This window comes from Actinophytocola sp. (assembly GCF_036402745.1).
Lineage (GTDB): Bacteria > Actinomycetota > Actinomycetes > Mycobacteriales > Pseudonocardiaceae > Actinophytocola.
This window is the reverse complement of sequence record NZ_DASWSJ010000127.1, coordinates 1-7,294: the sequence shown is the minus strand read 5'-3', so window position 1 is coordinate 7,294 and position 7,294 is coordinate 1. Positions and strand designations below refer to the sequence as shown.

The 7,294-nt window shown below is 70.0% G+C and carries 7 protein-coding genes, 2 tRNA genes and 1 pseudogene; 2 read left to right on the top strand and 8 right to left on the bottom strand.

Annotated elements, in window-relative coordinates; all coding sequences use genetic code 11:
* Both VGD70_RS12595 and mobA read right to left on the bottom strand, forming a co-directional pair.
* A pseudogene (locus tag VGD70_RS12595) lies at positions 1 to 273 on the bottom strand (hypothetical protein); the annotation flags it as partial.
* Between the two features lie 41 nt (positions 274 to 314).
* On the bottom strand, positions 315 to 956 hold the full coding sequence (mobA, locus tag VGD70_RS12590) for a molybdenum cofactor guanylyltransferase (protein ID WP_331081304.1): 642 nt from the start codon (positions 954 to 956) through the stop codon (positions 315 to 317).
* 34 nt (positions 957 to 990) lie between these two features.
* Here mobA and fdhD point away from each other — a divergent pair, with 34 nt between their 5' ends.
* The gene (gene fdhD, locus VGD70_RS12585; protein ID WP_331081302.1) at positions 991 to 1,818 is read left to right on the top strand and encodes a formate dehydrogenase accessory sulfurtransferase FdhD; all 828 of its coding nucleotides are present in this window, start codon (positions 991 to 993) and stop codon (positions 1,816 to 1,818) included.
* On the opposite strand, the gene VGD70_RS12580 is transcribed toward fdhD, so the two are convergent.
* From VGD70_RS12580 to VGD70_RS12555, 6 genes are all read right to left on the bottom strand, one after another.
* Positions 1,805 to 2,401, bottom strand: a complete 597-nt coding sequence (locus tag VGD70_RS12580) for an RBBP9/YdeN family alpha/beta hydrolase (protein WP_331081300.1) — start codon at positions 2,399 to 2,401, stop codon at positions 1,805 to 1,807. The genes fdhD and VGD70_RS12580 overlap by 14 nt on opposite strands.
* Positions 2,402 to 2,590: 189 nt before the next feature.
* Positions 2,591 to 3,892, bottom strand: a complete 1,302-nt coding sequence (gene clpX / locus VGD70_RS12575) for an ATP-dependent Clp protease ATP-binding subunit ClpX (RefSeq protein ID WP_331081298.1) — start codon at positions 3,890 to 3,892, stop codon at positions 2,591 to 2,593.
* Between the two features lie 244 nt (positions 3,893 to 4,136).
* Complete coding sequence (locus VGD70_RS12570) at positions 4,137 to 4,769, bottom strand: ATP-dependent Clp protease proteolytic subunit (protein ID WP_331081296.1); 633 nt, start codon at positions 4,767 to 4,769, stop codon at positions 4,137 to 4,139.
* A 27-nt stretch (positions 4,770 to 4,796) separates the two neighbouring features.
* Complete coding sequence (locus VGD70_RS12565) at positions 4,797 to 5,387, bottom strand: ATP-dependent Clp protease proteolytic subunit (RefSeq protein WP_331081306.1); 591 nt, start codon at positions 5,385 to 5,387, stop codon at positions 4,797 to 4,799.
* A 158-nt stretch (positions 5,388 to 5,545) separates the two neighbouring features.
* On the bottom strand, positions 5,546 to 6,919 hold the full coding sequence (gene tig, locus VGD70_RS12560; RefSeq protein ID WP_331081295.1) for a trigger factor: 1,374 nt from the start codon (positions 6,917 to 6,919) through the stop codon (positions 5,546 to 5,548).
* A 136-nt stretch (positions 6,920 to 7,055) separates the two neighbouring features.
* Positions 7,056 to 7,132, bottom strand: a tRNA-Pro gene (locus tag VGD70_RS12555).
* An 87-nt stretch (positions 7,133 to 7,219) separates the two neighbouring features.
* On the opposite strand from VGD70_RS12555, the gene VGD70_RS12550 reads away from it, so the two are divergent.
* Positions 7,220 to 7,293 (top strand) — tRNA-Gly (locus tag VGD70_RS12550).
* The last annotated feature ends 1 nt before the right edge of the window (position 7,294 follow it).

Below are 7,294 nucleotides of genomic sequence, written 5' to 3'. Positions count from 1 at the left end.
TCCCTCGACCCGCATGGGGTCCTCCGCGTCGTCGTCCGAACCGGGCTGTTCCGGGCCGCCGACGGCCTCGGTGCCGGTGGGGAAGGACGGGTCGTGCGGCGGGCTCTCGTCGGACGGGCCCGACGTGCCGGGGGGCGGGTCGTTCCCACCGGAGGACGTCGACGGCGACCGCGACGCCGGGCCACCGGGGGAGGCCGCGCCCGCCACCACGTCGGTGCAGGCGCCGAGCAGGAACAGCACGGACACCAGCGCGGCGACGGAGCGGTGGCGCATCGGAGCCTCTCTGGGTACTCGGCTCCCCGCACGCTAACCGCTCAGCGGGGATCTGTGGGCTCTCGGAAGCGCGGCAGGACCGTTCCCGGCGATCGGGGCCGCTCGCCGTCGGCCAGGGTGCGTGCGCGGGCCAGGTCGGCCGGGGTGTCGCAGTCCAGCCACGGCGGGGGCACCCCGGGCATCGGCTGCGGACGGATCCGGTGGACGGCCAGCGGCGCGAACACCTTGCGCAGCGACGTCGGCCCGCTCGCGTCCGCCACGGCCCCGCGGACGGCCGCCGTCCGCCAGATGCCGAGGAGCAACTGGTCCCGGCCGGTGTCGTCGACCACGAGGGTCCCGTCGGACGTGAGGTTCCGGCGCAGTTCGTCGATCAGGGCGGCGGTGAGGAACGGCAGGTCACCGGCGAGCACGGCCACCGTCTCCGTGGACACCTCGGCCAGGCCCGCGCGCAGGGCCGTGACGGGACCCCCACCGGGCGGCCGCTCGCGGACGAGCACGACGTCGTCCGGGACCGGCTGCGCCGGACCGACGACGACCCGGCGGTCGGCGTCCTCGACCGCGGCCAGCACGGCGGCCAGCATCGTGCGGCCGCCGACCTCGAGCTGGGGCTTGGCCCGTCCGCCCAGGCGGGCCGCCCGGCCCCCTGCCAGCACCACGGCGGTGTACGGCGGCAGGGGGTCCATGCACGGAACCGTATGCCGCCGTACCGTCCTGGGCGTGGGACGAGTCACCAGCCGGACACCGGTGCTGCGCATACGGGGACCGGTGCGCAGCACCCGCCCGGACACGGTCGCCGCCGAGGAGCCGCTGGAGATCCGGCTGGCCGGCACGCCGCTCGCGATCACGATGCGCACCCCGGGGCACGACTTCGACCTGGTGCACGGCTTCCTCGCCACGGAGGGCGTCATCGCCGGCGCCGCCGACGTGCTCGGCCTGCGGTACTGCGACTCCGTGGACGCCGACGGCCGCAACACCTACAACGTCGTGGACGTCGACCTGGCGCCGGGCGTCGAGCCCCCGGACACCGCGCTGGACCGGAACTTCTACACCACCAGCTCCTGCGGCGTGTGCGGCAAGGCCAGCATCGACGCGCTGCGCACGAGGACGACCTTCGACGTGGCGGCCGACGACGTCCGGCTGCCGCTGGAGGTGCTGCTCGCCCTGCCGGACCGGCTGCGCGCCGAGCAGGAGGTGTTCGAGAAGACCGGCGGACTGCACGCCGCGGGGCTGTTCACGGCCGCCGGTGAGCTGGTCGCCCTCCGGGAGGACGTCGGCCGGCACAACGCGGTCGACAAGGTCACCGGCTGGGCGCTGCTCGACGGCCGCGTCCCGCTGGGTGCGACGGTGCTGATGGTGTCCGGGCGCGCGTCCTTCGAGCTGGTGCAGAAGGCCGCGATGGCGGGCATTCCCGTGCTGGCCGCGGTGTCGGCGCCGTCGTCGCTGGCCGTGGAGCTGGCCGAGGAGCAGGGCATCACGCTCATCGGGTTCCTGCGCGGCACCAGCATGAACGTCTACACGGGCACGCAGCGGATCACCGGTTCGTGACCATCCGGGTGTGCTTGTCGTGCACCCAGTCGAGCACCGCGGGCCAGGGGCCGTAGCCGGCGTCGGTGTTGAGGTGCGCGCCGCCCGGGATCACGTCGAGGTCGACCTTGAGCTGCGCGGCCATCTCGACGGCGTCGTCGACCGTGCAGGCCTTGTCGTCGTCGCCGACCACCAGCTGGGTCCACGAGGCGGCCCGGCGCACCCCGGCGGCGTCCATCGGCGTGGGGTTGAAGCCGTGCACGTCCGGGTGCTCCCAGCCGGGCCCGGGCGGTGCGACGAGCAGGACGCGGTCGAAGCGCAGCGTCAGGTGGGCGCGGTCGTCGGTGAGCCGGGCGGCGTGGTGCAGCCACAGCGTGGCGCCGGCGGAGTGCGCGAGCACGACCCGCTCGCCGGCCTCCGGGGCGGCCTGCAAGTGGTGGCGCAGCTCGGCGAGCCAGACCTCGAGGTCGGGTTGGTCGGGGTCGGTGAGCTGCGGGACGTCGACCTCGCCGCCGACGTTGGCGAGCTCGCCGGCGAGCCAGCTCTGCCAGTGCCGCGGCCCGGATCCGGTGTGACCGTGCAGGAGCAAGACGTACGGCAGCATGGCTCATCCTTGCACCGTCCGGGTGAGGTGTGCCCACTTTCCGTGCACCTCGGGTCTGGCCGCGCCACGCCGGACACGGGCCGGCGCCAGCGAGAATTCAGTGTGGCTCGAGCGGCGCGCGAGGTGACGCTCGAGGAGACATGCCGCAGCCCGCCGGTTTCCGGCGGGCCGCGGACAGGTTTCGAAGGACTAGGCCGACTTCTCGCGGCGCTCGCGGCGGGACGGCTGGCGCGCCACGATCGTGGGGTTCACGTTCTCGCGGACGGTCTGCTCGGTGATGACGACCTTGGCGACGTCGGTGCGGCTGGGGATGTCGTACATCACCGGCTGCAGCACCTCCTCCATGATCGCGCGCAGGCCGCGGGCACCCGTGCCGCGCAGGATGGCCTGGTCGGCCACCGCCTCGAGCGCGGTCTCGGTGAACTCCAGCTCGACGCCGTCCATCTCGAACAGCTTCTGGTACTGCTTGACCAGGGCGTTGCGTGGCGCGGTGAGGATCTGCACCAGCGACGGCTTGTCGAGGTTGGTGACACTCGCGACGACCGGGAGCCGGCCGATGAACTCGGGGATCAGGCCGAACTTGATCAGATCCTCGGGCATGGTGTCGGCGAAGAAGTCGGCGGTGTCGATCTCGGCCTTGGACCGGAGCTCGGCGCCGAAGCCCAGGCCGCGCTTGCCGATCCGGTCCTGGATGATCCGCTCGAGCCCGGCGAACGCGCCCGCCACGATGAACAGCACGTTCGTGGTGTCGATCTGGATGAACTCCTGGTGGGGGTGCTTGCGACCACCCTGCGGCGGCACCGACGCGGTGGTGCCCTCCAGGATCTTGAGCAGCGCCTGCTGCACACCCTCGCCGGACACGTCGCGCGTGATGGACGGGTTCTCCGACTTGCGGGCGATCTTGTCGACCTCGTCGATGTAGATGATGCCCGTCTCGGCCCGCTTGACGTCGTAGTCGGCCGCCTGGATGAGCTTGAGCAGGATGTTCTCGACGTCCTCGCCCACGTAGCCGGCCTCGGTGAGCGCGGTGGCGTCGGCGATGGCGAACGGCACGTTCAGCATCTTGGCCAGCGTCTGGGCCAGGTAGGTCTTGCCGCAGCCGGTGGGGCCCAGCAGCAGGATGTTGGACTTGGCCAGTTCGACGGTCTCGTCCCGGGCCTCGCGGCCCTCGCGCGCCTCGGGCCGGGCCCGGTCACCGGCCTGGATACGCTTGTAGTGGTTGTAGACCGCCACCGCGAGCGTGCGCTTGGCCTCGTCCTGACCGATCACGTACTGGTCGAGGAACTCGTCGATCTCGGCTGGTTTGGGCAGCTCGTCGAGCTTGACGTCGCCCGCCTCCGCCAGCTCTTCCTCGATGATCTCGTTGCAGAGGTCGATGCATTCATCGCAGATGTACACGCCGGGGCCGGCGATCAGTTTCTTCACCTGCTTCTGGCTCTTCCCGCAGAAAGAACACTTCAGCAGGTCCCCGCCGTCACCGATACGCGCCATGACCGCTGACCTCTGTCCCCTCCGGCGAGCCTGGGAGCGCGCCTGGATTTATGGCTGAACGGGCCTCGAGTGCCAGTGTCACGCACGGCACTCCAGGCCCGGTCGTGTGCCTGTTGCCTTCGACGGTACCTGCCAACCCCCACTCAATGGGAGAACCTACCCACCGAGTTGTCGGATTCGGCCGATCAGGTGGCCCGCTCTCGCGGGACCGTCATCACCCTCCGCACAGGGTTCGGACAGTGCCTCACGGCCTGGTCGCGGAGAGCTTCCGGTACGGCAACACCTCGTCGACGATGCCGTAGTCCTTGGCCTCGTCGGCCGTCAGAATCTTGTCCCGCTCGATGTCCACGCGGACTTCGTCGGCCGACTTCTTGGTGTGCCGGGCCAGCGTCGACTCCATCAGCCGGCGAACCCGCTGGATCTCGTTGGCCTGGATCTGCAGGTCGGACACCTGGCCGTAGACACCCTCCATCGCGGGCTGGTGGATCAGCACGCGGGCGTTGGGCAGGGCGAAGCGCTTGCCCGGGGTACCGGCCGCGAGCAGCACGGCCGCCGCGGACGCCGCCTGGCCGAGGCAGTAGGTCTGCACGTCGGGCCGGGCGAACTGCATAGTGTCGTAGATGGCCATCAGCGAGGTGAACGAGCCACCCGGCGAGTTGATGTACATGATGATGTCGCGGTCGGGGTCGACCGACTCCAGGTACAGCAGCTGCGCCATCACGTCGTTGGCCGACGCGTCGTCGATCTGCACGCCGACGAAGATGATCCGCTCTTCGAACAGCTTGTTGTAGGGGTTGGACTCCTTGACCCCGTAGCTGGTCCGCTCCACGAAGGAGGGGAGCACATACCGGGCCTGTGGGGCGTGAAGGTCACTCACTGTCAAGTCTCCTCGGTCTGGGCCCGGTCAGCTGCCGCTGCCGTTGGGCGTGTGCGGCACCCGGGTGACCACGTTGTCCACGAAGCCGTAGTCGCGAGCCTCTTCCGCGGTGAACCAGCGGTCGCGGTCGGCATCGGTGGTGATCCGCTCGACGGACTGACCGGTCTGGTCCGCGGTCAGCTCGGCCATCTCCAGCTTCCACTTGCCGAGGATCTCGGCACGGATGGCGATGTCGGACGCGGTGCCGCCGACGCCACCGGAGGGCTGGTGCATCATGATCCGCGCGTGCGGCAGGGCATAGCGCTTGCCGGGGGCCCCGGACGAGAGCAGGAACTGGCCCATCGACGCGGCCATGCCCATCGCCCAGGTCGCCACGTCCGGCTCGATCAGCTGCATGGTGTCGTAGATCGCCATGCCCGCCGTGACCGAGCCACCCGGCGAGTTGATGTAGAAGGTGATCTCCTTCTCCGGGTCCTCGGCGGCCAGCAGCAGCAGCTGCGCCGTGATCCGGTTGGCGATGTCGTCGTCCACCTCGGAACCGAGGAAGACGATGCGCTCCCGGAGCAGCCGTTCGTACACCGAGTCGTTCAGGGTGAGCCCTGCGGTCCCGGACCGCATGTCGGGCGTCCGCAGTGGTTGCGTCACGTCTGCCTGCTTTCTCCGCTCACTCCATCACCGCGTCGGCGTTGGAGATGACCTTGGTCTGGTCTCACGTTCGACATTAACGAAGGCGGGCACGCTGACATGCCCCGGACGGCTCAAGTTCGCTCAGAGCTTCACTGATCGGCCTTTGCCGGCTCTTCCTCGGTGCTCTCCGGCGCCGGCTCCTCGCGCGGGCCGAACAGCTCGTCGAGGTCCACGGGGTTGCCCGAGGCGTCCGTGACCGTGGCCAGGCGCACCACCGAGGCCAGCGCCTTGCCGCGCCGGACGTCGGCGAAGATGGCGCCGAGCTGGCCCGACTGCTGGGCGCGCTGGACGTACTCGTCGGGGCTGATGCCGAAGCGCTGGGCCTGGTAGATGATCCGCTCGGTGAGCTCGTTGTCGTCCACCGAGACGTTCTCGGCGTCGGCGATCGAGTCCAGCACGAGCTGGGTCTTGACCGCCTTCTCGGCCTCCTCGCGGATGTCGGCGTCGAACTCCTCGCGGGTCTTGCCCTGCTCGGTGAGGAACTCCTCGAAGCGGGCGTCGTCGTGGTCGAAGGTGTGGACCGCGTCGTGCTGGCGGACCTCGACCTCGGACGCGACCACGCTCTCCGGCAGCGGGACCTCGGTGACCTCGAGGAGGGCCTCGAGGACCTTGTCGCGGGCCTGGACGCCCTGCTGCATGCGCTTGACCCGGGTGAGCCGCTCGCGCAGGTCGGCCTTGAGCTCCTCGACGGTGTCGAACTCGCTCGCCAACTGGGCGAAGTCGTCGTCCGGCTCCGGCAGCTCGCGGACCTTGACGGTCTGGACGGTGACGGTGACCTCGGCGTCGCGGCCGGCGTGCTCGCCGGCCACGAGATTCGTCGTGAAGGTCTTCGACTCGCCGGCCGCCGTGCCGATGATGGCCTCGTCGATGCCCTCGATCATCTCGCCGGAGCCGACCTCGTAGGACAGGCCCGAGGTCTTGGCCTCCTCGATCTCCTCGCCGTCGACGGTGGCCGCGAGGTCGATGGAGACGAAGTCCCCGCTCTCGGCCGGGCGGTCGACGCCGGTAAGGGTGCCGAAGCGGGCGCGCAGCTCGTTGAGCTGCTCGTCGACCTCGTCCTCGGCCAGCTCGACGTCGTCGACGGTGACCGACAGCTCACCGAACGCGGGCACGGTGATGTCGGGGCGGATGTCGACCTCGGCGGTGAAGGCGAGGTGGTCGCCGTCCTCGATCTTGGTCACCTCGATCTCCGGGCTGCCCAGGACGCGGACCTCCTCGGAGGTGATGACCTCGCTGTACTTCGCGGGGATGGCCTCGTTGACCACCTCGTCGAGGATCGGCGCCCGACCGATGCGCTGCTCGATCACTCGCGCCGGCGCCTTACCCGGCCGGAAGCCCGGAATGCGAACCTGGTTGGCGATCTTGCGGTACGCGCGGTCGAAGTTCGGCTTGAGCTCGTCGAACGGCACCTCGACGTTGATCCGGACCCGCGTCGGGCTCAGGTGCTCGACGGTGCTCTTCAACGTGATCTCCTAGGGCTGGTTTGACTGACACACCCGAGGCCGACCTAAGCCACCGGGGTCCGTCCGAGTCTATGGAACTCGCCAGGTCGCGGACGCGCCGGGGGCGGCCCGCGGTCGTCCGGAGCCGCCCCCTAGCTGGTCGGGCTGACAGGATTTGAACCTGCGACCCTTCGCTCCCAAAGCGAATGCGCTACCAAGCTGCGCTACAGCCCGCAACCCATCACCACTGATCGAGGGGATGCCTGGACAGCGTATCGCGGCGCGCTAGGCTGTTTCCGCAGGACGCCGCAGACGGCGCACGCGGGTGTAGCTCAATGGCAGAGCCCCAGCCTTCCAAGCTGGTCATGCGGGTTCGATTCCCGTCACCCGCTCCAC

What these genes read in the sequence shown, in the direction of transcription:
- mobA (WP_331081304.1), bottom strand. Translation starts at nt 956, where the DNA reads ATGGACCCCCTGCCGCCGTACACCGCCGTGGTGCTGGCAGGGGGCCGG.
- VGD70_RS12580 (WP_331081300.1), bottom strand. Translation starts at nt 2,401, where the DNA reads ATGCTGCCGTACGTCTTGCTCCTGCACGGTCACACCGGATCCGGGCCG.
- clpX (WP_331081298.1), bottom strand. Translation starts at nt 3,892, where the DNA reads ATGGCGCGTATCGGTGACGGCGGGGACCTGCTGAAGTGTTCTTTCTGC.
- VGD70_RS12565 (WP_331081306.1), bottom strand. Translation starts at nt 5,387, where the DNA reads ATGCGGTCCGGGACCGCAGGGCTCACCCTGAACGACTCGGTGTACGAA.